The organism is Enterococcus sp. R12, from assembly GCF_058135755.1.
On sequence record NZ_CM176874.1, the window covers coordinates 3,383,525 to 3,409,812 of the forward strand.

Annotated in this window: 25 protein-coding genes; 14 read left to right on the forward strand and 11 right to left on the reverse strand. The window is 42.6% G+C overall.

Annotated elements, in window-relative coordinates:
- Window positions 1-1,209: 1,209 nt before the first annotated feature.
- The 5 genes from ACTW1R_RS15780 to ACTW1R_RS15800 all read right to left on the reverse strand — a co-directional run bounded on the left by ACTW1R_RS15780 (window position 1,210) and on the right by ACTW1R_RS15800 (window position 5,208).
- A complete protein-coding gene (locus ACTW1R_RS15780) occupies window positions 1,210-1,833 on the reverse strand; it encodes an ABC-2 transporter permease (protein WP_428213949.1) in 624 nt (207 codons plus the stop codon).
- Window positions 1,812-2,363: an ATP-binding cassette domain-containing protein gene (locus ACTW1R_RS15785; protein WP_311903579.1), complete on the reverse strand. Its 552-nt coding sequence runs from the start codon at window positions 2,361-2,363 to the stop codon at window positions 1,812-1,814. Before ACTW1R_RS15785 ends, ACTW1R_RS15780 begins: the two co-directional genes overlap by 22 nt.
- A complete protein-coding gene (locus tag ACTW1R_RS15790) occupies window positions 2,332-2,733 on the reverse strand; it encodes a hypothetical protein (protein WP_311903578.1) in 402 nt (133 codons plus the stop codon). The genes ACTW1R_RS15785 and ACTW1R_RS15790 overlap by 32 nt, the downstream gene beginning before the upstream one ends.
- Before the next feature lie 1,165 nt (window positions 2,734-3,898).
- Complete coding sequence (locus ACTW1R_RS15795; protein ID WP_015510573.1) at window positions 3,899-4,042, reverse strand: putative holin-like toxin; 144 nt, start codon at window positions 4,040-4,042, stop codon at window positions 3,899-3,901.
- A gap of 269 nt (window positions 4,043-4,311) precedes the next feature.
- The gene (locus ACTW1R_RS15800; protein ID WP_270274305.1) at window positions 4,312-5,208 is read right to left on the reverse strand and encodes a LysR family transcriptional regulator; all 897 of its coding nucleotides are present in this window, start codon (window positions 5,206-5,208) and stop codon (window positions 4,312-4,314) included.
- Window positions 5,209-5,324: 116 nt separating this feature from the next.
- On the opposite strand from ACTW1R_RS15800, the gene ACTW1R_RS15805 reads away from it, so the two are divergent.
- The gene (locus ACTW1R_RS15805) at window positions 5,325-6,986 is read left to right on the forward strand and encodes a malolactic enzyme (RefSeq protein ID WP_328705671.1); all 1,662 of its coding nucleotides are present in this window, start codon (window positions 5,325-5,327) and stop codon (window positions 6,984-6,986) included.
- Window positions 6,987-6,999: 13 nt separating this feature from the next.
- A complete protein-coding gene (locus ACTW1R_RS15810; protein WP_005230514.1) occupies window positions 7,000-8,280 on the forward strand; it encodes a 2-hydroxycarboxylate transporter family protein in 1,281 nt (426 codons plus the stop codon).
- Window positions 8,281-8,460: 180 nt separating this feature from the next.
- Here the strand turns inward: ACTW1R_RS15810 and ACTW1R_RS15815 are convergent, their stop codons facing one another.
- On the reverse strand, window positions 8,461-9,843 hold the full coding sequence (locus ACTW1R_RS15815) for a lytic polysaccharide monooxygenase auxiliary activity family 9 protein (protein ID WP_489927323.1): 1,383 nt from the start codon (window positions 9,841-9,843) through the stop codon (window positions 8,461-8,463).
- A gap of 276 nt (window positions 9,844-10,119) precedes the next feature.
- Entirely contained in the window at window positions 10,120-11,643 is a 1,524-nt protein-coding gene (locus tag ACTW1R_RS15820; RefSeq protein ID WP_489927324.1) for a flavocytochrome c, read from the reverse strand.
- 477 nt (window positions 11,644-12,120) lie between these two features.
- Between ACTW1R_RS15820 and ACTW1R_RS15825 the strand changes: the two genes are divergently transcribed.
- Window positions 12,121-12,540 carry a phosphate-starvation-inducible PsiE family protein gene (locus ACTW1R_RS15825; protein WP_074934197.1) on the forward strand — a complete coding sequence of 140 codons (420 nt, stop codon included), beginning with the start codon at window positions 12,121-12,123 and terminating at the stop codon, window positions 12,538-12,540.
- Between the two features lie 15 nt (window positions 12,541-12,555).
- Here the strand turns inward: ACTW1R_RS15825 and ACTW1R_RS15830 are convergent, their stop codons facing one another.
- Window positions 12,556-14,361: an ATP-binding protein gene (locus ACTW1R_RS15830; protein ID WP_489927325.1), complete on the reverse strand. Its 1,806-nt coding sequence runs from the start codon at window positions 14,359-14,361 to the stop codon at window positions 12,556-12,558.
- A gap of 53 nt (window positions 14,362-14,414) precedes the next feature.
- On the opposite strand from ACTW1R_RS15830, the gene ACTW1R_RS15835 reads away from it, so the two are divergent.
- A complete protein-coding gene (locus tag ACTW1R_RS15835) occupies window positions 14,415-15,131 on the forward strand; it encodes a response regulator transcription factor (protein WP_005230498.1) in 717 nt (238 codons plus the stop codon).
- Here the strand turns inward: ACTW1R_RS15835 and citG are convergent.
- The 3 genes from citG to ACTW1R_RS15850 form a co-directional block, all read right to left on the reverse strand.
- Entirely contained in the window at window positions 15,108-15,971 is an 864-nt protein-coding gene (gene citG / locus ACTW1R_RS15840) for a triphosphoribosyl-dephospho-CoA synthase CitG (protein ID WP_271814648.1), read from the reverse strand. The genes ACTW1R_RS15835 and citG overlap by 24 nt on opposite strands.
- Complete coding sequence (locus tag ACTW1R_RS15845; RefSeq protein ID WP_005230494.1) at window positions 15,964-16,659, reverse strand: GntR family transcriptional regulator; 696 nt, start codon at window positions 16,657-16,659, stop codon at window positions 15,964-15,966. Before ACTW1R_RS15845 ends, citG begins: the two co-directional genes overlap by 8 nt.
- A gap of 116 nt (window positions 16,660-16,775) precedes the next feature.
- Window positions 16,776-18,122 (reverse strand): CitMHS family transporter, encoded by a 1,347-nt coding sequence (locus tag ACTW1R_RS15850; RefSeq protein WP_010748906.1) that lies wholly within the window; start codon window positions 18,120-18,122, stop codon window positions 16,776-16,778.
- 431 nt (window positions 18,123-18,553) lie between these two features.
- On the opposite strand from ACTW1R_RS15850, the gene ACTW1R_RS15855 reads away from it, so the two are divergent.
- From ACTW1R_RS15855 to ACTW1R_RS15900, 10 genes are read left to right on the forward strand one after another with little or no spacing between them, the layout of a single operon-like run.
- Entirely contained in the window at window positions 18,554-18,892 is a 339-nt protein-coding gene (locus ACTW1R_RS15855; RefSeq protein ID WP_240934922.1) for a hypothetical protein, read from the forward strand.
- Between the two features lie 19 nt (window positions 18,893-18,911).
- Window positions 18,912-19,325 carry an acetyl-CoA carboxylase biotin carboxyl carrier protein subunit gene (locus ACTW1R_RS15860; protein WP_167822338.1) on the forward strand — a complete coding sequence of 138 codons (414 nt, stop codon included), beginning with the start codon at window positions 18,912-18,914 and terminating at the stop codon, window positions 19,323-19,325.
- A gap of 23 nt (window positions 19,326-19,348) precedes the next feature.
- Window positions 19,349-20,464, forward strand: a complete 1,116-nt coding sequence (locus ACTW1R_RS15865) for a sodium ion-translocating decarboxylase subunit beta (protein ID WP_005230469.1) — start codon at window positions 19,349-19,351, stop codon at window positions 20,462-20,464.
- 24 nt (window positions 20,465-20,488) lie between these two features.
- On the forward strand, window positions 20,489-20,614 hold the full coding sequence (locus ACTW1R_RS15870; RefSeq protein WP_008381833.1) for an OadG-related small transporter subunit: 126 nt from the start codon (window positions 20,489-20,491) through the stop codon (window positions 20,612-20,614).
- A 12-nt stretch (window positions 20,615-20,626) separates the two neighbouring features.
- Complete coding sequence (gene citC, locus ACTW1R_RS15875) at window positions 20,627-21,622, forward strand: [citrate (pro-3S)-lyase] ligase (RefSeq protein ID WP_271814650.1); 996 nt, start codon at window positions 20,627-20,629, stop codon at window positions 21,620-21,622.
- A gap of 12 nt (window positions 21,623-21,634) precedes the next feature.
- A complete protein-coding gene (gene citD, locus ACTW1R_RS15880; protein ID WP_005230465.1) occupies window positions 21,635-21,943 on the forward strand; it encodes a citrate lyase acyl carrier protein in 309 nt (102 codons plus the stop codon).
- Entirely contained in the window at window positions 21,931-22,818 is an 888-nt protein-coding gene (gene citE / locus ACTW1R_RS15885) for a citrate (pro-3S)-lyase subunit beta (RefSeq protein ID WP_005230463.1), read from the forward strand. Before citD ends, citE begins: the two co-directional genes overlap by 13 nt.
- Window positions 22,819-22,820: 2 nt before the next feature.
- The gene (gene citF, locus ACTW1R_RS15890) at window positions 22,821-24,353 is read left to right on the forward strand and encodes a citrate lyase subunit alpha (RefSeq protein ID WP_142968623.1); all 1,533 of its coding nucleotides are present in this window, start codon (window positions 22,821-22,823) and stop codon (window positions 24,351-24,353) included.
- Complete coding sequence (gene citX, locus ACTW1R_RS15895) at window positions 24,346-24,888, forward strand: citrate lyase holo-[acyl-carrier protein] synthase (protein WP_489927326.1); 543 nt, start codon at window positions 24,346-24,348, stop codon at window positions 24,886-24,888. The genes citF and citX overlap by 8 nt, the downstream gene beginning before the upstream one ends.
- Window positions 24,885-26,276 carry an oxaloacetate decarboxylase subunit alpha gene (locus tag ACTW1R_RS15900; protein ID WP_489927327.1) on the forward strand — a complete coding sequence of 464 codons (1,392 nt, stop codon included), beginning with the start codon at window positions 24,885-24,887 and terminating at the stop codon, window positions 26,274-26,276. Before citX ends, ACTW1R_RS15900 begins: the two co-directional genes overlap by 4 nt.
- Window positions 26,277-26,288 lie beyond the last annotated feature (12 nt).

A 26,288-nucleotide genomic window follows, 5' to 3' on the forward strand; every position in this document is an offset into this window, starting at 1 on the left:
AACTGGAAGGTAGCTAACTTCTTTTTTTGGAATCTGATTATCAACAAAGTTGAGACCATTATTACACTGACAAAAATAATTTTTGATAGTTCTTTTTCATTATTAAACCCCTCAAGTAATTAATTATCTTGATTATATAAAAAAAACATGTCTTAGTCTAGATAACAGTTTGAAGATGTAATAAAACAATACTGTAAACGATTACTGATATAGAAGGGAAATACATTATTAGGTAAATTTTATAAAGTAGTTGCATCATCTTCATAAAAAAAACACTGCACTATTAGCAATGCTCTAAGAATACATGGATTAATAAATTTTTTAATTTACCTTATCTCTCACTAAAACAAATCGATTAGTACCATCAATTTTTCGATACTCTCGGTCACAAGTTTTGCATAGATAATGTCCATTTGAGTAAAAAGAATTTCCTTTCCTTACCGTAATTTTTTCTAGATCACCACAATCGCATTCTATCCAATCAGGTGGCCAATACCATCGTTGATTATACGGTGTAACAGGTACTTTCCCTTGGTCACCGTAACATTTCCGCTCAAAAACCATATGAATCATCCTTTCATGATAAAACACTATAACTGTATATATTTATTATATAGTGTTTTTCAGAATAGACTTTTCTTGTTATAAATTTGTCTATATAAGGGCCACTGAAACATTCATGCAGAAATGAGCAATAAGGAAAGTAGCATAGATTCTAAAAAAATTAGTTTTTGGCAATCAGTAAAATAAGTTATAAAATCTTATTATAACAATGTTTTATAGTTTCAAAAAGTCATTGTCAAAATGATTCTGAATAATCATTCCCAAAAACTACCGCTATTTTCTATACGGATGTTCCAGTGTCCCCTTAAACGAGGGATAAAAAAAGGATTAAAAACTATTAAGTTTCTGACACCTTTTTTATCCTGAAATACATCTTATTTGGTGACTAATAACGGGAAGTATAAATACTTCAACTTTTTAAAACGGTTCAGAGAAAATATCGTTGGCGCACTTTAAACATAAGATAGATGCATTTTGATTCTCTAAAGCCTTGAGGGATTTTTCTTGAGCGCTATTGATTTTGGGAGGAAATTGCCATTTAGTCCAACATGTTTCATAAGTACTTATTTCTTTCTTACATCTGTTACAATAAAATTTTTTTGACTTTACATCATACATGTTAAAGCTCCTTTAATCTGTATTTGGTCATTGGTTAACCATCTTTTTTGTAATTCTAAAAGATAGGTATATCGATATAAGCAAAAACAATAAACAAACTAAGAACAAGCAGAAAAAGAGAATGTAATTTGATAATTTAAATATTTCATTTATCATAGAAGTTTTCAATAAGTTTTGAACTAACATGAATATAACAATCAGTATCAGAAAAACGAATGAGCTTCCGTTTATTCCAGCTAAATAAACCGCTGGTACTAAAAGGGAAGTGTATATTACACTAATAGCTATTGATAATCCTATAACACTTAAGTATACCAAAATTGAGTATTGGTTGTAAAAAAGTAAAAATATAGAATCTACAATTAAATTGAATAGTGAAATAGTTGCTAGAACAACTCCCATAACAGTATATCTTGATAGGACTATATCCGTATATCTAATAGGCAAAGTAGTAGAAAAATAGTACCAATCGTCTTTATGATCATCTGTGAATAATGGTAGTACAATCGATACAGAAAAAAATATACTAATAATATTAGCTATTATAAGCCCAGTTTCTTTAAATATCAAAACAGCAGTAAAGTATATGATCAAAAATGAGATAACATAGATTATTTTAATCTTATTCCTTAAGGAATAAACACAGCACATCCAGTTTCCTTTGAAAAACCTGATATATAAGATAGTAATGTATTTCTAAATACGGGATCCAATCCATTAGTTGCCTCATCCAGCAACAACAATTTGAGCTTTCGAAACAAAGCATAGGCAAAATTTAATTTCACTTTCATACCATGTGAATAATCGTTAATTTTTTTATCTTTTGGTAAGTCGAATTCCTTTATGTATGAAAAAAATAGCTCCTTGTTCCAGTTTTTAAAAACTTTGCTAAAAATAGAGTTTATATCAATAGCTGTAAATGATGCGTTGAAATGATTTTTGTCTAGAATAATGGCCATTTCTGATTTGTCTGTTTTTGTGTGCTGATCGCCCAAAAAAGATATTTCTCCATTGGACGGCTCTAAATTTTTAAATATTACGTTAAATAAATTTGTTTTCCCTGCACCATTTTCACCTATCAAACCAACAATATCCCCACTGTAGATTTTAAAACTTATGTTGTTGAGACTAAAGTCGCTCCTCTCAAAATTAACATCTGTTACTTTCAAAATTTCCTGCATAGTAATTCTCCTTATTTAAATCATTAAAAATAGTGGTGATATATGCTTCTACCAATGCACCTAGAAAAATAGCGATAATTCCTAATAATAAAATTAATTTTGTATTTTTGACGTTTGCCACATGATATTCAATACTTTTCAAACCAATAAGTGCACCCAAGAAAAAACCAAAAAACTCGATCCCTCCATGAAGTAGAACGGATACTGCACCCATTTGTAACATAATAATTAGCGGCGTATTAATGCCTCGAAGATAAGCATTAGATATTATTACAACATAGGTAACATACTTATTTAGAACACATCCGCTACATAATATAAAAAAAAATGAAATTATTGAAAAAAACTTTTGTGAAAAAGTAAAAATCATTTTCGCCCATTACTACTTCTGGCCGATCTAAGTTTATGAACATCAAACTAATAATAACAATAATAAAGTAGGTTAAAAAAAATAATGCATTAATTTTTGCATTTCTTTCTTGTAATCTTGGAACATCAGAAAAGTAACCCCTCTTAGTTAGAAAAAAAGTAAAGAATAAGCAAATCCAGGATATACCATATAGAAATAATAAGTGTAAAATCTTTTTTACTTCCTTCTATTTTTTTGTAAACAGATATGCGAGTATGATTATACTGATAATTTCAAAAGGATTGACCTTGGTTATTAGAATATTTACTAAGTGATTATCCGACTTAATTAAACTATTCAATCCTATATAAGACTCTTTACTAACTCCAAAAATGGCGCCCAGAAATGTGTTCCTTATTTAGAAATAAATCATCCATTGTTGTTCCTCCTCTAATTGGTTTTGACCATTCCTTCAGTAATTATTCAAACGTTAATTTTGCAATCTCAAAATCAAAATACGTTCCAGATACCCAGTCTACATGACCGCTATCTGTAAAAGTTTTGCGGATCACATCCTCTTCATCTTATAGTGCATGTATGGCATCAAGGATTGCCTTTGCTTCGTTCTCCTTAAAAATACCTAACTCTTCTTTTCTTTGCGTAAATTGCAGATTCTCAACCGTCGTAGCGTTACTTAAAAAGCCCATCAGGATAGAAAAATACCCTTTTTTCACATAAACTTGTTTTACTAACTCACCGCAATCACATTTTGTCCAGCTAGGCAGCCAGTATAAGCGCCGATTGTAGGGCGTTATTGGTATTTTCCATTGTTCATTCAGTTTCTTCATGCACATGAAAGATATTTTAAGTACCCGATAGATTAATAATACCGAGAAAATGAATGGTTAAATTGCAGAACAATGGTGGTACTTAGACCTTTTTTAAAAAGGAAAAGCGATCTTTTTTACCCTCCACGTTCCAGTCGGCTCCACCACTTAGGAGGACAAAAAAATAGACGTGCAATAGCACGTCTGTAGCGTCAATGATTGATATCTCACCGAAATCTTGCTATAATTACTGTGTAAAAAGGGGTTGCGCGAACAACTCCCCTACAGCACCGTTTAAGACGGTGGCAAGTTTTATATTATTTTAGTAATCAGTCAACTCGCCAAAGTTTAGTGACTGGTTACTTTTTTTTGTCGTTTTTTGCTGCAGTTAGGATGCCAAAGATAATCGTTGCGATTAAAGAACCGAAACTAATCATTAGCCCTAATGCTTCAGCTACAGACAAAAGGCTTCTCCTTTCTAAAGAGTGAACACTTACTTTCATAAGCACCACCACCTTTCAAAAGATAGCCACCGTCACAAACTTTACTGTCCTACTATTATACCAAAAATCCACGCTAAAAACCGAGATTTATCAAGGTTTTCAGCGTTTTTCCATGCGGTAAGAACGGTCTAAGTAAAGGGGAATTTTTCTCGTTTCATCGTTTAAAGGAACCATTTCCTCGTTTTATCTACTTTGAAAGATTTTTCTTACCTCAAGAACACATACCTACACCATTTTTCTCCGACCTTACCTCAAGAAATCCCCACTCCTCACCCTTCATCCTCCCAAGACAGCTCATCCAAGATCCTGATCAACTTCTGGACCTCTTGATTCAACATCGCACTCTTTAAATAGGCATATTGAATATAAAAGATTTCCTTATCTTCAGGGACTAGTGGTATTTTCACTAAGCCTTCCATTTCTTGAAACACGGGAAATTCCGTCATCAGGGTAATGCCGATATTGGAACTGACCAACTGACCAATCGTCTGAACGTCTGAAAAATAAAAGGGGACTTCTGGCTTCTTCTTTGATTTCTCACTTAAATTCTGAAAGGCGCGCATATGGGTATAGCCTTTTTCCAATAGGATAAAGGGATATTCGGCAGCTTCTTCGAATGAGATTTCCTTTTTTTCTGCCAATGGGTTTTCTTTTGACACAAAGATAAAAAACTCTTGTTGGTGCAATAATTTCACCTGCAGATTCGGGTGGACGAGGGGATTGACACTGCCCAGCAAGCTAAAATCGATTTTTCCTGACAATAGTTTCGAAAGTAATTCATTGGATCCCCCAGATACTAAGTGGAAATTCGAAATAAAGCGGATGATCTCTTTTTCATCTAAGAGTTTTGAAAAGACTTTGGAACGAATGATCGGCGGCAAACCGATGTGGGTCCGGTTGTTTTTGGCATGGTCGATGGCTCGGTCCAAGGTCACAAATTCATCTAAGATATACTGTGCATGAGCCTTCAAAATTTCTCCTTCCGTGGTCAATGAAATGGAGCGATGAGAGGCTTCTCGAGCGATCAAATCACAGCCATAATGCTCTTCCAAGCGTTTGACAGCGTAGCTGACGGTTGGTTGACTGACAGCAAATTTATGCGCCACTTGCGTAAAAGAAAGCATCTCTGCCAAAGCGTTAAAGTATTCTAAATCTCGTATATTCATCGTCTGATTTCTCCCTTAGCCGATTCAAGCTCGCATCGGTTTTGTTATAAATAATTTTTATTATACCACCGATAGTTGACTATAATTCCATGCAAGGATTAAAGTAGCTAATGGAAATGAACGAGTACTCAAAATATATCCATTGGAGGAACATAATGAAAGCACATGACATTTTAAATAACCCATTTTTAAACAAAGGAACCGCGTTTACACAAGAAGAACGAAAAGAACTAGGGCTGATCGGTTTATTGCCCCCACACGTACAAACGATCGAAGAACAAGCAGAACAAGCCTATTTACAATATGTCACCAAAGAATCCGACATTGAAAAACGTCACTTTTTAATGGAGATTTTTAATACCAATCGGACATTGTTCTACTATTTGTTCAACCAACATATCGTTGAATTCAATCCGATCGTCTACGATCCAACGATTGCTGATACCATTGAAAATTACAGCCGCCTATTCGTTGATCCTCAATATGCAGCATACTTAGATATCAATCATCCAGAAAACATCGAAGAAACGTTGAAAAATGCCGCTGGCGATCGGGACATTCGCTTGATCGTAGCCACTGACGCTGAAGGAATTCTTGGGATTGGTGACTGGGGTGTCCAAGGTGTCGATATTTCTGTCGGTAAATTGATGATTTATACAGCAGCTGCTGGGATTGACCCTGCTTCTGTTTTACCAATCGTGATCGATGCTGGGACCAACCGTAAAGAATTGTTAGAGGATCATTTGTATCTAGGCAATCGTCAAGAACGTGTCTACGGTGATGCCTACTACCAATTCATCGATCAATTTGTTCAAACGGCAGAATCATTGTTCCCTAAACTTTACTTGCATTGGGAAGACTTTGGCCGTTCAAATGCTGCAACGATTTTGGACAAATACAAACAAACGATTCCAACTTTTAACGATGATATCCAAGGAACGGGAATCGTTGTGCTGGGCGGTATTTTCGGCGCATTAGATATTACAGGTGAAAAATTAACGGATCAAATCTACTTATGTTATGGCGGTGGTTCCGCTGGTGCCGGGATTGCCAGCCGTGTCCATGCCGAAATGGTCAGCGAAGGTCTTTCAGAAGAAGAAGCCTACAATCATTTCTTTATGGTTGACAAACAAGGGCTTTTGTTCGATGATATGTCCGATTTGACTCCTGCACAAAAACCATTTGCCAAAAAACGGGCTGACTTTGCCAATGCTGGCGATATGACGCAATTGATCAATGTCATTAAAGTCGCAAAACCAACGATTTTGGTCGGTACTTCAACCAATGCGGGTGCCTTTACCAAAGAAGTTGTGGAAGCGATGTGTGAAAACACTGCTCGTCCAGTGATATTCCCTATCTCGAATCCAACCAAAAAATTAGAAGCAACGGCTGAACAAGTAATCGAATGGTCTGATGGAAAAGCCTTTGTGGCAACCGGTGTCCCTTCAGGAACGATCCAATACAAAGGGGTCGACTACCAAATCGGTCAAGCAAACAACGCCTTGATCTATCCTGGTCTAGGGTTAGGTATGTTGGCTTCAGAAGCCTCTCTCTTGACCGACGAAATGATTGGTGCCGCTGCTCACTCATTAAGTGGTTTGGTTGATTTGAGCCAACCCGGTGCACCTGTTCTTCCACCATTTGAATACGTTGCGGACGTTTCTATCAAAGTGGCTGAAGCAGTTGCCAACAAAGCTAAAGAACAAGGGTTAGCCCAAGCGCAAGAAACCGATATGGCAAAAGCTGTCCAAAATCTTAAATGGTATCCAACATACTAGGAAGGTCTGAAAAATGAATAAATTAAAAACGATGACGATTTCGGGAATTAGTCTTCCCTTGTATCTCTTTTTCATGGTTGTCATATTCAGTGCGATTGCCTTAGACAAATTGCCATTAAATATGGTTGGGATCACCATTTTATTGGTTGCCTTAGGACACCTGCTGTATTTCATTGGGGAAAAACTTCCGATCATGAATTCTTATCTTGGCGGTGGGTCAGTTTTTACCCTGCTTGGTGCCACCCTTTTAGCCTCCTTCCATCTCGTACCCACGAAAGTCATTGACGCGGTCAGTGACTTCATGGGGGGCGGTTTTGGCTTTCTTGATTTCTATATTGCCGCTTTGATTTGCGGCTCGATTTTAGGGATGAACCGTAATTTGTTGGTGAAAGCTTCTACGAAATTCATTCCCGTTGCTTTAATCACCATGGTAGTAGGCTTTTTCTCCGTCGGCCTTGTCGGTATGCTGCTAGGCAATGGCTTTGCTGATTCGGTGATGTATGTCTCTCTACCAATGATGTCTGGCGGGATGGGTGCGGGAATCACCCCACTTTCACAAATTTATGCTGATGGCTTGGCAAACGGCAATCAAGCTGCCATCTTTTCTCAATTAGCGCCAGCAGTTACTTTCGGGAATATTCTTGCCATTATTGGTGCTTTATTTATCGCAAAGGCCTTTGCTAAAACCAAATACAATGGCCATGGCACCTTGATTAATGCCACGAAAGAAGAATTAGAAAAACCAAAAATAACGCTTGATGCCCAACAAATCGGGGTCGGGATGCTGTTTTCCTTCTCACTGTTGGTCGTTGGTGCGATTTTAAGCGACTTTTTCCCTAAAATTCACGAGTATGCCTTTATGATCGTGATTGTCTTTATTCTAAAAGCCTTGAACATTGTCCCTAAGAAACTCGAAGATTCTGTGGTGATGTTCAACAATGTTGTGATGACAAATTTGACCCATGCGGTCTTGGCGGGAATTGGTTTGGCATTGATCGATCTGTCAACATTGGCTTCTGCCTTTACTTGGCAATTTGTCGTGCTTTGCCTAACCAGTGTCGTATCTATGGGGGCTGCCAGCTGGTTCTTCGGGATGGTATTGGGGATGTACCCCGTTGAAACCGCAATTGGCGCCGGTATGATCAACAACTCCATGGGGGGAACAGGCAATATCGCTGTATTGTCTGCCTCTGATAGAATGGAAATGATTGCTTTTGCCCAAATGGCTAACCGTTTATGCGGTGCGATCGTGCTGATTTTAGGTGGGATCTTGATCCGTTTCTTCTATTCTTGATCAAGAACAAAAAACAGGTGCTGCTACGCATGATGCATAGCAGCACCTGTTTTTGCATTCCTCAAACGAATTCGTCCAATTGGTTGCACGAATCAAACAAAGGTTCAATCATTTCCTCATAAAAGAGTCAAAAAGAGCAGTGCCACCGCACTGCTCTTGCGTTACTGATTCATTCAAGGGTTACAGCTTCTGAAACAAGGTTGGTGCTTGATCAGGAGACCATGTTGTGTCCCCGTAATTTGAGTGGGTGTTGATCACAACATAGTTGCTGCCTTTATGGCTCACGATTTCACCGCTTGTATACACTTCTGGTGCAGAGAAAGTACCTAGTTTCCACACACGGTATTCTGACTCCCCGCCTCCGGGTGTTTCCGTTTCTTCATTGGCATTGGTTTTCACGCTCAGCTGGTTACTAAAAGCGGATTGTTCGCCCGTTTTACTGATTGCTTTGATTTGGTAATTGTAGGTTGTGTCCGCTGCTAGATTCGTGTCTTCATAGGTTGTTCCTGTGGCTGTAGCGATTTTGATGCCATTGCGGTAAACGTCATATCCAGCGATCCCATTTGTATGAGTCGATGCTTGCCACATTAAGGACACGCTGCTGTCTGTCACGCTCATTTGGTGTAGGTTGCCTGGTGTCGAAGGGGTTTCGACTTGATTGTCTGCTGAGGTAGTCACTTTCACTGCAGCACTTTTTTCTGAAACTAACGCCGTAAAGCCGACTGCTTCTACTTGATAGCTATAGGTCGTGTTGGCTTTTAATTGCGTGTCGGTAAAGGTTGGCTCAGTAGTCATTGCCACTAAGGCACCATCACGATACACGTTGTATTCTTTCGCATCGGTTTGACCGTTCCATGCTAAAGCCACCGTGCTGCTAGTCACTCGTTCTGATCGGACATTTGCCGGTGCTGCTGGTTTTTCAGGAATGACCGTTGAACCAGAAACGTTAACGTCGATCACGTTATAAAAGGCATTTGGCGTATCGGCAACATCCCATACCGCTAAAATGACATGGTAACCGAGACGATTTTCTGGAATGGTAATGGTATGGCTTGGGCTATTGCTGGCAGCCGAACCATCGTGATTCACAGTAGCGATCAATTCCAAGCTATCTCTTGAGAGTGGCGCGTTTTGATCCCAACCTGGTTTCGTGATATAGTAATGCCATTTTGTGGTCTTGTGAGGCGCTGTATAATGCCAACTGACCCGCAATGGTCCTTGATTGATGTCTTGTTTGGTCCAACGATTGGTTCCTTGTTCATCAAGAACAAAGTCCCCGATTTGTCCGAGTCCACCATCTGCCGAAGCGATGCGACCATCTACTGGTCCTGCTTCTGGAAAGCCTTTTTTAGTTTCCAATGATTGTGGGTTTGAAATGACATTGCCATATTTTTCAAACGCAGCGCTCCACCCTAACGTATTGCGATCCAAAGACCCTTGATAGCCCCGACTGACCGGTGATTCCACATAACCATGAGCAAATACTTGTTTTCCCGTGAAGAACAAGGTCCCTCCAAGTAAGATTGCCACCCCGACCGACCATTTTACCAATGCGTTTTTCATACTCTGCCTCCTAAAATTTTTTATCATCGAATAAACCAATCCTATCCGTTTATTCATTGATTCCGATTCATTGAAAAGCAAACCCTACTGACAAAAATATTTTGTTTATATGTGAATTATAAATTATCAAATCATTATAAGATTATAATGACTAGTTTTCCGTCCTTTCAGTGAGAAATACAAAAAACTTGAAACGATTCTCCTCCTAATCACTTAAGAGGATTCGTTCCAAGTTTTTTTCTTTATATACGGTCTTTTTTAGGAAAAAACAGCCGCTTATTTCCCGTTTTCTTTCACATAGTCAGAGGATTGCGCGCCTGCTTGGCGACCAAAGACCATAATGTCGGCTACAGCATTGCCGCCGATTCGATTTTGTCCGTGGATACCGCCGGTCACTTCACCTGCTGCATACAAGCCAGTGATTGGAGTGCCATCTTCTTTCAACACTTGGGTCTTCGTATTGATTTTGACGCCGCCCATTGTATGGTGGATCCCAGGTGCGATTTGAATCGCATAGAATGGCCCTTCCGTCAGATCATAGTCCATCGCCGTTTCACGACCGAAATCTTTGTCGGCTTTGTCTGCCACTGCTTGGTTCCATGTATCTAAGGTTTTCTTCAAGGTTGCTGGATCGACATCGATTTTTTCAGCTAAGGCTTCGATGGTGTCGGCTTCTACAACTACACCTTGTTCTTTGTAGTAATCGACTTGTTTGGCTCTACCTGCTAACGCATTGTCAAAAATTAAGTAGGCATAGCTTTCTGGCAGATCTGTGATAGCAGCAGAAACATTGTCGCGGGTTTCTAATTCATTGTAGAAACGTTCCCCTTGTTGGTTCACCAAGATGGCGCCTTCTCCACGAACGGTTTCACTGATCAACATGCCTGTATCTTGAACTACGGTTGGATGGACTTGGATTTGATCCATATCAACCGTTGCGCCGCCTAATTCTTCGATCATCTTGATGCCATCGCCTGTACTTCCTTCAGAAGTCGTGCTGACATAGCCTTTCAAGTCTGGACGATATTTTTCGATCAGTTCTTTGTTGGAGCCAAAACCACCAGTAGTAACAACGACCGCATCGCCAGCGATTTCTTTTTCTTCGCCATTGATTTTCACGTTGACGCCAGTGACTTTGCCGTCTGTTTCATTGATTTTTGTCACATCAGCATTTACAAATAAAGGAATTTCTTGCTCATGAATGTTTCTCAACAAACCATCCACCAAGTACGTACCGACTGCTGAACCGTCGTGAGGACGATGGATCCGTTTCACACTGGCACCGCCGCTATAGCTGATATTGTCTAAAGTGATCCCCATTGAATCCAACCAATCAATCGCTGAAGCAGAGTTGTCTACTAAATAATGCAGCAGATCTTGATCGTTGGTTCCTTTACCACCTTTTAGGGTATCTTCAAAAAATCGTTCATTGGAATCTTCAATGCCTTGGGCTTCTTGGAACTTGGTTTCTGATGCGTTCATTCCGCCAGAAGATTTCAAGGTATTTCCGCCTGCGATCGGCATTTTTTCTAAAATGACTGGATTCATTCCAGCATCTTTAGCCGATAAGGCTGCTGCCATCCCTGCACCGCCAGCACCAACGATGACGATATCATATTGATCTTTTAACTCTGCTGGATCGGTATACTCTTGTTGGGAAGCACCTGAAGTGACTTCACTTTCTGAAGAAGAGCTTGCCGCACTGCTGCTGGCTTTTGTTCCGCCATCGGCGCCACATGCACTAAGCAACAATAATGAGGCTGCCCCAATCACCCATTTTGACCATCCACTTTTTTTCATTTGTTTCCCTCCGTTTTTCTTGCTCTTTTCTCCTCACTGATCCCCGTCATATACGATAAGAAAAGCAGCATCTTTCTTGCGAACTCTGCCAACTTGTTACTTTATTAACAATAATAAACATCTTGCGATCGGACTATTTTTCTATTCGATAGCGACAAAAACATTGTTTAAGCAACATTTTAACAGCGTTCTATTTTATTTAACCATTGTAACAAAAAAAGAAACTAAGTGTCTCGTAATAATTTGTGTATATTTTAACTATCCATTCTCATCTTATTCTAATTTTACCAAAAAAAGATATTATATTTTCCTCGCTACTTTCTGCTATTGAAAGCTATCACAAAAGACATGCCCATAGAAGGACCGTTAAGCTTGCGGTCAAAAAGATATGGCCGCGATTGTTCTTTCTCTGTTCTTTTCCCTTTGTCCTACGCCTTCTTTTGTATAATAAAAGAAAAAGCAGAAATGGAGTGGCGAATGGAAAAATTGACCCGAATGTTCGAGCGAGTGATCAGTATTTGCATTGATAGCATGTTGGCGATCTTAGTCGTTGTCGTCTTGATTTTTATGGGAAAAGCGATTTTTATGATCAGCACGACGCTCTTTCCCTTAAGTGAAGCGCCTCACCTGTCCTTTTTGATTGAAGAAATTGCCACGTTATTCATTTTATTAGAAATCATTTTGATGTTGCTGCGGTATATGAAGGATGGACATCACATTCCCGTCCGTTACTTGATTCTGATCAGCATTACTGCGATTTTGCGCGAGTTATTGTTGACGCAAGGTATGGCGAACGATGCCCTATTTTTTGCTTTAGCTATCTTTGTTTTGGTACTCGTCTTGCTAGTCCTGCAAAAAATCAATGCCTTCCAACATACCCAAGAAAAAGACCACTGAAACCATCCCATTGGATCAATTGGTTTCAGCGGCTTTTTCGGGATCAGTTAGAGGGATACCAATATAAAAGGTGGTTCCTTTAGGCGTACTTGTAACATCAATCAGCCAATCGTTTTTTTCCACGATCGAAGAGACAGTGAAGAGTCCTAGACCAGTACCGCCAGTGGCACTCCTGGTCGTGAAAAAGCGAGTAAAGATTTTTTCTTGGATCGCTTCTGGTATGCCGGGACCGTTGTCGGCGATTTCGATCAAAGCAAACTCCTGTTGCGCTGGGAATGCTTGCTTACGAAACGGAAAGTTGGCGGTTTTTGTCGAACTGCGACTCAATCGAATGCTGCAGTCGGCATTTGCTTGGTATACATTCATCAACAAATTGTAAATGATCACTTGCAGGTCGATCTTCTCGTAGATGGCATATCCTACTTCTTGGATATCATACATAAGGGAAAAGGCTTTTGGCAACAGTGCGTGCATAGTATCGATGGCTTCTGTCAAGGTAGTAGCGATCGACTGCACAGTTTTGTCGGTACTTTCGAGTTTCGAAAAACGCAGCACATTGCTAGATAACTCTTTGCCTTTTTCTGCTGCTTTGCAGACTTCTTGCAAGTCCTCCACTAAGACTTCATCGTGTTGGTTTTCCTCGATCAGCAATTGCAGATGACCAATCATGGGCGTCAAAAAGTTGTTTAGGTCATGGACGATCGAGGTCGTTAATAAGCCAATGGTTTCCAGTTTTGATTCTTGCAAAATGTTTTTTTCGATTTCGTGCTTTTCTTTTAACAGCCGTTGTCGTTCTTTCAATGCTTGGTTTTCGACATAGGCTTGATTGCGTTTCATGTAGTTTTTGATCAGGACCGTCAATAAAATCATAATGACAAACAACAAACCTAGTAGGCCAATCAAAATCAAGTTGTCTTGTAAAAAGAGACCGCTTTGCTCCAAAAAATCGGCATTGCTAGCGACGATCAGGCGACTGTCGCCGATGGTAATCCATTGATAAGCAGCCAATTTCAGCACTTTTTGCAGTGTTTCTTCGTTCCACCAATAAGAATAATAGACGGAGGTGCCCTCTTCATTGTCGATTTGTTCTTGCTCCAAGCGCTCAAGATCGGTGAAATCCAGCTCTGGAAATTCTTTTTTGCGGCTTTCAACGATGGAAAAACCAATTTGTTCGTCCGATGGGTGCATAACGATCCGCATCTCGGCGTTTTTGACCATCGTATAGCCGGAGACATTGCGATCGGTGGTAAATTCATGACGGTACATGCGCTGTAGATTCAAAGGCATCACAAGAATCGCTTCTTTGTCGTCAAGGGTTAAGGACTGATACACATTTAGATAGGCCTGCTTGCCATCAAAATAGACTTGCCCATTTTGTACCTGCCGTCCTGCCAATACTTTGTCTAAGGATGGGTCTTTGAATAACAATTCTTGCACCGGCGGGTCTTCTGGTTTATTGACCGCCGTTGCGGTATTTTGAGCGATGATCTGACCTTGTTGGTCGATCAAAAACAATCCGACCATGGCATTGTTCGCGGAATTGATCACTGGTAACGATAAAGGCCGCTGCAAATCAGCCAAGGCGGCGCCTTCAAGGTGGTCATCGGCATAATTGGCAAGAGCCATATGGTACGATTCGATACTGCGGCTGATCAGCTTGATCGCCGCTTGATTGACCGTTTCCAACTGCCGCAACCCGACGGTTTCAGCTTGTCTTTGTGCGCTTTTATAACTTGTAAAGGTAAAAATAAGTCCAATCAGTGTAATGAATAAGGTAGCGACCACACTTAAATACAGCCAAAACTTTGATGGCGGTTTCATTGTAAACCCCTTTCATATTTACTATAATACTATTGATACAGGAGGCGGATATTTTGCGAGATGAAAAAATTTTAATCGTTGATGATGACCCTGCCATTCGACGGCTGATTTGGAAATCTTTACAGTCGACGGGTATTTTGATCTACCAGACCGATTCCGTTGAAAAAACGATTGCGATCAATTCTCGTGTCAGCTTTGATCTTTTTTTACTGGATATCAGTTTAGAGCATGAAAATGACGGCTATCATTTGGCACAACTGATTCGGGAAGAAAACCCCACGGTGCCGATCGTTTTTTTGAGCGGAAAAAGTGACGAAAAAGACATGATCAACGGCTATGAGATCGGCGCCGATCACTACATTACGAAGCCTTTTTCACCGGCACTCTTAAAAGCACAAATCGTTTCGATTCTTGATCGCCGCAACGTGCTGCGAGAAAAAGGGATCGCCAAACCGGAAGGCGATCTGTGCAGCGGCATGTTTCGTTTTGACCAAAAACGCTATCAGTTTTTCAAAAATGATCAGCCCATCAAGTTGTCTTCAAAAGAAATCATGCTGATGCGCTTTTTCATGGAAAATCCAGATCAAGTGTTCTCGAAAGAACAGATTTACAGCAATGTCTGGCAAGATGGCCAATTCGATGCCAATACCGTGATGGTTTTTATCAATCATCTGCGAAACAAAATTGAAGATGAGCCGAAGCACGCCCGCTTTTTGAAAACCGTTTGGGGGATCGGCTATACCTTTTTACCAGAAGGAGACGCCTTCTAGCTGCAAGAAATAAAGCGCCAATGCTAAAAGATCCGCCGAGCCGCCGGGACTCAAATGGCGTGCGATCAATACTTGATCATAGATCGTTAATTCACGAAGCAAGTCTGTATCCGACAGATTGGCTTGGTGAATTTTTTGCATCTCCTGCTGCACGGTCTTCATCGCCTCGTAGCCGCCTCGGTGGACGAGGTTGCTGTCTTCGGTTTCACTCATTAGATAGACTAACCCGCGCAACAAGGAAACGGAGGTTTTTTGCGGTTGCTGCCGCAAGTACTCCAGCAGTTTTTTGACCGTTGGATACCCAGCTGCAGCTTCTCCACGAATTCCCATGGTGCCATAGGTCAAATAATTTTTTTCTCCGTAAGACAACTGGTCTTTGTGGGTGATTTGCTGCAGGTCTTGCTTGACCAAATGCTGGCAGATGTCGGCGGCAAGCTGCAGGATCTGATTGGTATCTTCAGCCGTCAGCTCCACCTTGCCATTTTGTTGATAATAGACTCCTGTCGCCCCCAACAAAACTGCAAAGGAAAAGTTCGCCCCTTTGTGGGTATTGATGCCTTTGGTTGCCTGAAGCATCGCTGTTTCTGCTTCTTGACCGATCCCTCGTAACTGGTCAAATAGCTGGATCAGCGAGCCTGTATGGGCAAAGCCCGCTTGGCTATAGCGCTGAAAAAACGGCGCCAAACAAGTGATACTGTTGATAAAGGTAAACACATTCATGTCCTGATGCGCACCAGAGGAGCAAGGATCTACTAAACCAGGCTTGGGTACTAACGCTACCTCATAATGCAGCGCATTGACTGCATAGCTGCTGGCGATAAAAAGACGGGAATCAGTCAATTTTTCTTCGCTCCATTTCAGCAAGAATAAATTGCAGGGAGTGATCCAAATGTTCATGGGTCAACAACGTGATCTGTTCCGTGTCATTGGTTCTCATGCCGCGATAAATCAGCCAATGTTCCGCCAATGCCGCATCCCTTCTTCTAGAAGAGCGAATCGCAATGTCACGAAAATACACGAGGTACGCTTGCAGATCTAGCACGATACTTTTTAACCGCAGCATTTGACTTTTTTCGTAAATAAACGCATTGAAGTCAGAAAAGTTTTTCAAGACCCCATCCACATCATCCTCACGATTCAGCTGTTCGCCATGTTCTAACAAGCAGCGCATCTCCTGGAAATCTTCCTCAGTCATCAAGTCCATCGCTTTGATAGTCGCCAACGTATCCAATGATTTACGGATATCGTAAATCTCATAAGCATCTTTGATACTGATCCCTTTTACGACGATGCCGATTTTTGGCACATGCTCCACCAGTTTTTCAGCCACGAGCTGAGTCATGGCGTAACGAATCGGGGTTCGGCTGATATTTAGCGTATCGGAAAATTCTTTCTCATTGATGCGAGAGCCTGCGGGAATATCTCCTAAAATGATGGTTTTTTTGAATGCTTCATAGATCAAATCTTTTAATGGTTTATTTTTGGTCAGATCCAGATTTTTATTTACTGCATCAATAATTGGATTCATGATTTACTCCTATCATACTAAAAACAAATGAGATTTTTGGGAAAAAATAAGTTTATCGATAAACAAGGAAAACTACCGAGCAAAATGGCAGCCTGCTCGATAGTTTCTGTATGAAATTACTGTGGAATATAAAACGGCATGTGACCTAATAGCACGATCGTAACGACGAAGATCACGAAAATCCCCAGTGCGTATTTCGCAGCTTCTTTTTGCCATTGTCCCATATCTAAGCCCGTCAAGCGCAACAGCAAGTAGATGAAGGCAACCAATGGACTTAACAAGTGGAACGCTTGGCCCATTAAAGAGGCTAAGGCCATCTGCATATTGGTGAAACCATACGAACGACCTGCTTCTGCTAAGACTGGCAGGACCCCAAAGTAAAATCCGTCATTGGAAATAAAGAAGGTCCCAGGTGCAGAAATCAGGGCAATGACTAATCCCCAGAAACCAGCCAATTGTTTAGGGATGATTTGCGTGAAGCTATTCGCCAAAGCCGTTGCCATCCCTGAGCCTTGGAACAAGCCCATGAAGACGCCTGCTGCAAAAACTAAAATTACGACTTGCACAGCGTCGCCGCCGTTGGCACCGATCCGTGACGACTGGTCTTTCAAGATTGGGTAGTTGACCATCAATGCAATACACGTACCTACAAGGAATAACAAGATTGGCGGTAAAGCGATACTAGAGATAAAGGAGCTTGCTACTAACCAGCCAATCAAGACGATTGTTAAGATACCGTTGAAGACAAAGTTTTTCGGACGGCGGATCGCTAATGTATCAGGATCAGTCACAGTTGTCATTTCTAAAATCTCATCATTCGTCAGCTCGGTAACCCCTAAACGTTTCCGTTCTTGGATCCCCATTCTGCGAGCTACAAAGAAAACCACATAGAGCAGAGACAAGATCATTCCTGGCAGCAGATAAGAAAGAATATCCGCATCGACTTCCAGCACGGCCATTGCCCGAGCAGTTGGTCCGCCCCATGGCAACAAGTTCATGATGGTATTTTGCAAAATGATCAAGACACCAAGGTTCATCATTTTCATATTCAACTTCTTATAGATGGGAATAAACGCAGAACAACAGATCAAGGTCGTGGTCGTTCCATCACCGTTCAAAGAGACTGCAGCGGCAACGACTGCCGTTGCCATCAAGACTTTCATCGGATCGCCTTTAGCAAAATAAATCATTTTTTTCGTGATTGGATCAAACAATCCCGCATCCAACATAATGGAAAAGTACAAAATTGCAAACAGCAACATGATCCCTGTGTTGGCTGTGGTGGAGATTCCTTCAAGGACAAAATCACCGATATTGCCTTTTTCTGAAACACCAGCAACCATCGCAACGAGGGTAAATAGTAATGGGATAATTACTAAGGATGTAAAGGGTGACATTTTTTTCTTCATGATGACGAACATGAAGACAATAATCATAGCATAGGATAAAATCGTTAAGAACATTTTCTTCTTCCTTTCATGCATCGAAATGTGTAAGCGTTATCAAAAAACATTTTAAAAAAATTACAGGCCCGTAATTTGTTAGCGACAAGCGTCACTAGTTTGTGAATCTTTTTCTTTTCTTAAAGGAAATAATGTTATTGAATGCTTTACACGTCTAAGAATAAACAATCAAGAAATAGAAAAAAAGACCCGTTTTAAAAAAGAACAGCAAAAAAACAATTTATCTTTTCAAATCTTATTTTTCGTTTAAAAAGTTCTTAACAGAATATTAACGCAAGAAAAAGCTTGATAAATCAACGTTTATCTCGGTTTTTCGCTCTTTTTTTAAAAAAGGAACACTGAAAAAACAATTTTTAGCCGAAATAAATCTCGCTGATTGAACAGGAGTTTCTATAATGAAAGGGAACGAATCATTGAGAAAGGAGAAACCCATGAATCTTATTAAAAGATTGTTCAAAAAAACGCATGATGAACCTGATGCGCCTGTCAGCTCCCCTTTGAAGCCCCAGGAAATGATAACGGATCCACCCGCGTCTGATTGGCAAGAAGTGTCGAGCTATCAGCCAGCGCCTGCAGAAGATTATCCATTAGTCAGTCTGATAGCCGCCGCACTAGGGGCTGAATGTTACCCTGAAAGTCAGTTTGTCATTCGAAGAATTGAGAAACGCAATCCTGAATTTAAGCGAGTCGCCCTGATTGCTGCCAGTATTGCCGCAGGAGAGCTGCCTGATTCTCAGTTCACAATCAAAAAAATAGCCAAAAAAAAATGAAAACAAGTGAGGGAAAAACATGTTACGTAAATTTAAAATAGCGATCGATGGGCAAGAATACCTTGTCGAAATGGAAGAAATCGGTGCGCCGCAACCTACCACTCCTGCCCCAGCAGTGCCAACACCGGCTCCTGCAGCGGTACCTGCTCAACCAGAGGCAGTCAGCACACCAGAACCAGAAGTAGCACCACAGCCAGCGCCAGCTACGCTTCCTGCTGATGGCGAGCCGATTCATTCTCCGATGCCGGGAACGATTTTACGTCTCTTGGTCAATGTAGGTGATACTGTACAAGAAAATCAGTCGTTGATGATTTTAGAAGCCATGAAGATGGAAAATGAGATCGTGGCACCAAAAGCAGGAACCGTGGTTGCCATTGCAGTCAACGCGGGCGACATGGTCAACCCAGGAGAACTACTGATTACGATCAGCTAATTTATTGAAAAGGAAGTGACGTAGTGGAAACGTTAATTGAAGGTGTAGTCGGGTTAGGATCGGAGCCGGGACGGATCGTTATGATGTTCATCGGTGGTCTATTGATGTATTTGGGGATCAAGAAAGAATATGAACCGACCTTATTAGTCCCCATGGGATTGGGCACGTTGTTAGTGAACTTCCCGAACTCAGGTGTGTTAAGTGCTGGCGGAGAAGCTGGCCCGTTCCAAGTATTATTTGATATGGGGATCTCAACTGAATTGTTCCCCTTGCTTTTGTTTATCGGGATTGGCGCCATGATCGACTTTGGTCCTTTGCTGCAAAATCCATTTCTTTTGTTGTTTGGCGCTGCTGCGCAATTCGGGATCTTCTTTACGATCATCGTTGCCGTGTTGCTTGGTTTTGATTTAAACGACGCAGCTTCCATCGGGATCATCGGCGCTGCTGACGGTCCGACTTCGATTTTTGTCGCAAATACGCTGAACTCGAAATATATGGGTGCGATCATGGTAGCAGCTTACTCTTACATGGCGCTAGTGCCGATCATTCAACCGGTTGCCATCAAAGCAGTGACGACCAAGCATGAACGAAAAATTCGTATGTCGTATCGTGCCGGTGAAGTTTCGCAAACGGCCAAAATTTTGTTCCCGATCGTGATTTCGATCGTAGCAGGGTTGATTGCGCCTGTTTCATTGCCATTGGTCGGATTTTTGATGTTTGGAAATCTCTTGCGGGAATGTGGTGTCTTAGATCGTTTGTCCATCACCGCTCAAAACGAACTGGTGAATATCATCAGTATCCTCCTAGGTTTATCAATTTCTGTGAAAATGCAATATGAAGAATTCTTACAAGTCGATACATTGATGGTTATTGGTTTAGGGCTGGTTGCCTTCATTATGGACTCGGTCGGCGGCGTGTTGTTTGCGAAAGTGCTGAACTTGTTCCGTAAAGAAAAAATCAATCCAATGATCGGTGCCGCTGGTATCTCTGCGTTTCCAATGTCTAGTCGAGTCATCCAAAAAATGGCGACAGATGAAGATCCGCAAAACTTTATTTTGATGCATGCAGCCGGTGCCAACGTTTCAGGACAGATTGCTTCGGTCATCGCCGGTGGCTTACTGCTGGCACTGATTGCTTAGGTCACTAGAAAGGAGAGGAAAACTATGAGTCAAGATTTACTGACTTCATTTGAATTGTTGTTATTCGGTTGGGGCGGCGTCTTTGTCGTGATCCTGATCATCTACTTCGCATCCTTGCTTTTGTCGAAGCTCTTCCCAGTAAAAAAATAAAGAAGGCATTGTATGTATACCTTAAAAAGAATCTGGCTGCAAAAAGATCCGGAAGTCTTTTTGCAATGGCAAAAATTGATTACTCATGCTGGCTTAGCCGTTGGTGAAGAAGTAGCCTATACCGTCGGCATTTTTGACCAGCAAACCTTGATTGCTACTGCTTCTTGCTATGCCAATATCATCAAGTATGTAGTGGTCTGTGAAAAAAGACGCTCCGAACAGCTGTTGACGCAATTGATTTCGCACCTTAGCGATCATATCAAAGACGAAGGCTTCACCAAGTCCTTCGTCTATACAGCACCGAAAAACCGCCTGTTTTTTGAATCCCTCGGGTTTCGTGAAGTGCTGGCAGCACAAGACATCTTGTTCATGGAACAAGGCGTTCCTTCTTTTGAAAGCTATGCCCAACAGCTGCAACGGCAGCGAATTGGACAAAACAACGGCGCGATCGTCATGAACGCTAATCCTTTTACCAAAGGACATTTGTACTTAGTCGAAACGGCTGCGAGTCAAAAAGAACAGGTTTATGTGTTCGTTTTATCAGAAGACCGCTCGCAATTTTCTGCCAGCGAACGGCTGCAGATGGTGACGGATGGCTTGGCTCATCTGCCAAATGTAACAGTGCTGCCAACCAACAACTATCTCGTCTCCTCGGCGGTCTTTCCCAGTTATTTCTTGAAAGAGCAAGCACCTGAGGCGATCGCCAAAAAACAAGCCGCCTTTGATGCAACCCTCTTCAAAGAAAAAATTGCCCCGCTGTTGGCGATCACTACGCGTTTTGTAGGCTCAGAGCCTTACTCGCCCGTGACCCAACTCTACAACGAGGCCATGGCTGCCGTTTTTTCACCCGAGCTTGAACTGATCGTGATCGACCGTCTGAAGATCAACCAATCAACCGTTTCGGCTACAAACGTTCGGAAAGCGATTGCAGAAAAAGATTTACTTTCCTTGCAGCAATTTTTACCAGAAACAACGTTCTCATTTTTAATGCAGCATAACTATATTTAGAGGTGATAATAAGTGGAAATCAAAAAAAGTGCGGTTGCTGGCTCTGTTGAATCCAGTGATATCTTGATCGCGATCGAGCCTACCACAACCCAAACCATCGAGCTGACCCTCGATAGCAGTGTCGAAAAACAATTCGGCAAACAAATTCGCGCCGTCATCCTTGAGACGCTGAACCATCTAGGCGTGACACAGGCCAAAATCACCGCCACCGATAAAGGCGCCTTGGACTGTACCATCAAAGCCCGAACTCTGACCGCCGTTCATCGGGCCGCCGAACAAGAACAGTATGCTTGGAAGGAGATCGACACATGGAACGTTTAAGAAGAACGATGATGTTTGTACCAGGAGCCAATGCTGCCATGCTACGAGATGCACCATTGTATGGCGCCGATTCCGTTATGTTTGATTTAGAAGATGCGGTCTCCTTGAATGAAAAAGACTCCGCTCGGACACTGGTGCATTTTGCCTTAAAAACCTTTGACTATTCTGCCATCGAAACCGTCGTACGCATCAACGGCCTCGACACGGTGGGTGCCCTTGATATCGAAGCGATGGTCCTAGCGGGGGTCAACGTCATTCGTCTACCGAAAACTGAAACCGCCCAAGACATCATTGACGTTGCCGCTGTGATCACACAAGTAGAAGAAGAAAATGATCTGCCTGTAGGAACCACCAAAATGATGGCTGCCATCGAGTCTGCCGAAGGCGTTTTAAATGCCCGAGATATCGCTACAGCTTCCGATCGTTTGATCGGGATCGCTTTAGGGGCAGAAGATTATGTCACCAATATGAAGACTCGTCGCTACCCAGATGGGCAAGAATTGTTGTTTGCCCGCAGTATGATCTTGCATGCAGCTAGAGCTGCAGGGATCGCCGCCATCGATACCGTCTTTTCTGATATCAATGACACAGATGGCTTTATCGCTGAAACGACTCGCATCAAGCAGCTTGGTTTTGACGGAAAATCAGTGATCAATCCACGGCAGATTCCCCTAGTCAATGGGATCTATGCGCCTTCAAAAGCCGAGATCCAACAGGCCAAAGAAGTGATCTGGGCCATTCGCGAAGCCGAAAGCAAAGGCTCTGGTGTGATCTCCTTGAATGGCAAAATGGTCGATAAACCAATCGTTGAGCGAGCGGAACGCGTGATCGCCCTTGCCAAAGCAGCGAAATTGATTACCGAGGAGGAAGTGTAATTATGGTGTTAAACAAAGCAGGAAAAGACATCCCTGAATGCTATGCCAACCAATACGGGGTCTTTGAAAATGAAACGGCCAATATCCATGCCTACAAAGAAGCGAGTCGCAAGATCAAGCCAGTCCTGCCAGGCAAAAGCAAGGTCTTGGGCAGTATCCGTGAAGCCATTGAAAAAACAGGGCTAACGGACGGCATGACGATCTCCTTCCACCATCATTTTCGCGAAGGGGACTTTATCATGAATCTCGTTTTGGACGAGATCGCAAAAATGGGCATCAAGAATCTTGCGATTGCCCCTAGTTCCATCGCCAATGTCCATGAACCATTGATCGGACATATCAAATCTGGGGTCGTGACCAATATCACCTCTAGCGGTCTGCGGGACAAAGTCGGTGCCGCAATCTCCGAAGGCATTATGGATGCCCCAGTCATTATCCGTTCTCATGGCGGTCGGGCTCGTGCGATTGCCGCCGGCGATATCCACATCGATGTCGCTTTCTTAGGAGCGCCTAGCTCAGATGCGTATGGCAATGCCAATGGTACCGTCGGAAAAGCAACCTGCGGCTCATTGGGCTATGCGATGGTCGATGCAAAATACGCCGACCAAGTCGTGATCATCACCGACACCCTGGTGCCGTTTCCAAATACCCCAATCAGCATTCCCCAAACGGATGTCGATTATGTCGTGGAAGTCGACGCCATCGGTGATCCTGCAGGGATCGCAAAAGGTGCGACCCGCTTTACCAAAAATCCAAAAGAATTGCTGATTGCTGAGTATGCAGCCAAGGTCATCACCAGCTCGCCTTACTACCAACAAGGCTTCTCCTTCCAAACTGGAACGGGCGGTGCCGCATTAGCCGTTTCTCGTTTTTTACGCGAGGCGATGATCAAAGATGAGATCAAAGCTAGCTTTGCCCTCGGCGGCATTACCAATGCCATGGTGGAACTGTTAGAAGAAGGATTAGTAGAAAAACTGATCGATGTCCAAGACTTCGATCACCCTTCTGCACAATCGCTAGGAAAAAACGCCAATCATTACGAGATCGATGCCAATATGTATGCTTCACCATTAAGCAAAGGGGCGTTTATCAATCAATTGGATACCGCCATTCTTTCCGCACTGGAAGTTGATACGAATTTCAACATCAATGTCATCACCGGTTCTGACGGCGTGATCCGCGGTGCTTCTGGCGGCCACTCAGATACCAGTATGGCGTGCAAAATGAGCTTAGTGATCGCTCCTCTCGTGCGGGGACGGATCCCAACGATCGTCGATACCGTCAACACGATCGTCACGCCAGGCGCCAGCATTGATGTTGTCGTCACGGAAATCGGGATCGCCATCAATCCTGCTCGCGAAGACCTGATCTGCCATTTTGAAGCATTGGATATTCCCCAATACACCATTGAAGAATTAAAAGAAAAAGCCTACAGCATTGTCGGTCAACCCGAACCAATCAAGTACGGGGAAAAAACCGTCGCTTTGATCGAATACCGCGATGGCACGATCATTGATGTGGTCAAAAATGTCTGATGCCCTATTTTCAGGAACCCCTGTGACGCTAACCGACATGCTGCAGGCGCGAGAAAATAGAAGCTCCCTTCAACGGGAGCTTCTCGCTGCAGATGAAAAAGCGGCATTACTTGTTGCCACCATGAATATTCCTGGTCCCGTGAAAAATTCTGCCTCATTGACCGCCGTTTTTGAAGAACTCATTACGGAAATCGAAGAGGTCGTCAAGGAACTGATTCCACTGGCAAACCTCTACCGCAGTTTGGAGACCGGACCAGAATATTATCTGGTACTGCCCACAGATCCTTATGAACTAAAACGAATGATGGTTCAGATTGAGACCAATCATCCTTACGGCCGGTTGGTGGATCTGGATGTCTTAACCAAAACCCAAGACCAGCTTTTACCTATCAGCCGCACCGAAATTGGACTGCCGGCAAGAAGCTGCTACGTCTGTGAGCAAGACGCCAAAGTTTGTGGCCGTTCTAGAACTCATAGCGTGGCAGACATGCAGCGGCAGATCCGTAAAATCATTCAGGAAAGAGTGAAAAAATGAAAAAAATCCAATTTACCGAAACCGTCTTGCGGGACGGCCAACAAAGTCTGATCGCTACGCGAATGCCTACCAGCGATATGTTGCCGATTCTAAAAACCATGGACCAAGCAGGCTATCATGCCCTGGAAATGTGGGGCGGCGCGACCTTCGATGCTTGTCTGCGTTTTTTAAATGAAGACCCATGGGAAAGATTGCGCGCAATCCGCAAAGAAGTAAAAAGTACCAAACTGCAAATGCTCTTACGTGGACAAAATCTCTTAGGTTACAAAAACTATGCCGATGACGTCGTTGCTGACTTTGTGACCAAATCGGTCGAAAACGGCATCGACATTCTTCGTTTGTTTGATGCTTTAAATGATGTCCGCAATTTAGAAACTGCCATCCGCGCCACAAAAGCAGCGGGTGGACACTGTCAAACGGCGATCTCTTATACTACTAGCCAGATCCATACCGTGGATTACTTCGTTGACCTTGCCAACAAAATGGCAGACCTCGGCGCAGATTCTATCTGTATCAAAGATATGGCAGGCGTTTTGACGCCGCAAACCGGCTACGAGTTGGTCAGCCGAATCAAAGACGCGGTCGATCTGCCGCTGGAAGTCCATACCCATGCCACCAGCGGCATTGCTGAGATGACTTACTTGAAAGTTGCGGAAGCTGGCGCAGACATCATTGATACTGCCATCTCCTCTTTTGCTGGCGGCACCAGTCAGCCAGCGACCGAATCTGTGGCGATCGCCTTAGAAGATTGCGGCTTTGCTACGGGACTTGATTTGCAGAAAGTCGCTGAGATTGCAGAACATTTCAATCCCGTTCGTGATCGTTTCCGTGAAGAAGGGCTGCTGAATCCAAAAGTCAAAGACATCGAACCTAAAACCCTGATCTATCAAGTACCTGGCGGCATGTTGTCGAACCTGCTCAGCCAGTTGACGGAACAAGGATTGCAAGACAAGTATGAAGAAGTCCTAGCAGAGGTACCAAAAGTCAGAGCGGACTTGGGCTATCCACCGCTAGTGACCCCATTGTCGCAAATGGTCGGCACTCAAGCCTTGATGAATGTAATTTCAGGAGAACGCTACAAACTTGTCCCAAGTGAGATCAAAGATTACGTCAAAGGACTTTATGGACAATCGCCAGCACCCATCAGCGAAGAAATCAAAGAAACAATTATCGGAGATGCCGAAGTGATCACCGTCAGACCAGCTGATCTACTGGCACCGCAACTGCCAGCCTTCAAGGAAGAAATCGCTGAGTATGCCAAAAGCGAAGAAGACGTGCTGATGTACGCCCTCTTCCCTCAGCAAGCCCAAGACTTTTTAGGCCGACGAGAATATCCCTTTTATGATGTCCCCGTACAGACAGTGTCTGTGAGGATTGCGGTGGATTAACAATGAAACCAG